We start from the raw sequence: 1,098 nt of genomic DNA on the forward strand, positions 1-1,098 counted from the left end.
AAGAGAGACTACGACAAACATCTTTATAAAGAGCGGCATTTGATTGAATGCTTCTTTGGAAAAATCAAGAACTTTAGAGGTGTTTTTTCTCAATTTGACAAGACTGCTGAGGTTTTTATGGGTTTTTTAAACTTCGTTGGTTCTCTCATATGGCTTCTCTAAAATTTTGTTCACAGAGACTAAGTTAAACTACCAGTTTTTGCTACATTTTTCCTTATTTTCTCATGACGAAATTTTGTTCACAGAGCCTAGGTCTGTAGTTTACATTTAAATTTTATTTTATATTATTGTAAGTATTACACAACTTTATAGGACAATTATGGCGGTTATGCCAGATAAATGGATAAAAGAAAAAGCTGAAAATTTTGGAATGATAGAGCCTTTTGTGGATCACAAAAGCAGTAAAGGTGTTATATCTTTTGGACTATCATCTTATGGGTATGACGCGAGAGTTGGCAATAAATTCAAGATTTTTACTAACGTTAATTCAGCCGTGGTGGATCCTAAGAATTTTTCCGAGAATAGTTTTATAGATAAGGAAACAGATATATGCATAATTCCGCCAAACAGCTTTGCACTTGCAAGTACAGTTGAATATTTTCGTATACTAAGGAATATACTAGTTATTTGTGTTGGTAAATCAACTTATGCAAGGTGTGGGATTATAGTAAACGTTACTCCTTTGGAGCCTGGATGGGAAGGTCATGTCACACTCGAATTCTCAAACACTACTCCACTTCCTGCAAAAATTTACGCTAATGAAGGAGCGTGCCAATTTGTGTTTTTAAGTGGTGAAAGCGAGTGTGAAAAATCATATGATGACATGAAAGGAAAGTATATGAAGCAGTGCGGTATTACTTTACCACTGGTAAAGTGAATTACTGTAAGAGTGATCTTCCACTACCACCTATGATGAGATTTCATTTCGTCTTGTACTATCGCATTGCTCTATAGACAACATTCCACCATTACCAGGTGATAGCATAGTTCGTGCTAATTCGCTTTGCTTTAGGCTCTGTGAACAAAATTTTAGAGAAGCCATATGAGAGAACCAACGAAGTTTAAAAAACCCATAAAAACCTCAGCAGTCTTGTCAAA

Annotated in this window: 2 protein-coding genes and 1 pseudogene; 2 read left to right on the top strand and 1 reads right to left on the bottom strand. The window is 35.2% G+C overall.

The window, feature by feature from the left end:
- Positions 1–162, top strand: a pseudogene (locus GO685_RS05690) (IS5-like element ISSoc13 family transposase); the annotation flags it as partial.
- Positions 163–319: 157 nt separating this feature from the next.
- Complete coding sequence (dcd, locus tag GO685_RS05335; RefSeq protein ID WP_175937882.1) at positions 320–877, top strand: dCTP deaminase; 558 nt, start codon at positions 320–322, stop codon at positions 875–877.
- Between the two features lie 30 nt (positions 878–907).
- Here dcd and GO685_RS05775 read toward each other — a convergent pair whose 3' ends face one another.
- Positions 908–1,042: a hypothetical protein gene (locus GO685_RS05775; RefSeq protein WP_281356231.1), complete on the bottom strand. Its 135-nt coding sequence runs from the start codon at positions 1,040–1,042 to the stop codon at positions 908–910.
- Positions 1,043–1,098: the final 56 nt, after the last annotated feature.

The sequence above is a fragment of the Wolbachia endosymbiont of Madathamugadia hiepei genome (assembly GCF_013366855.1).
GTDB lineage: Bacteria > Pseudomonadota > Alphaproteobacteria > Rickettsiales > Anaplasmataceae > Wolbachia.

Bases quoted from the DNA above. Each gene is read 5' to 3' on its own strand.
- dcd (WP_175937882.1), top strand. From the start codon at position 320: ATGGCGGTTATGCCAGATAAATGGATAAAAGAAAAAGCTGAAAATTTT.
- GO685_RS05775 (WP_281356231.1), bottom strand. From the start codon at position 1,042: ATGGCTTCTCTAAAATTTTGTTCACAGAGCCTAAAGCAAAGCGAATTA.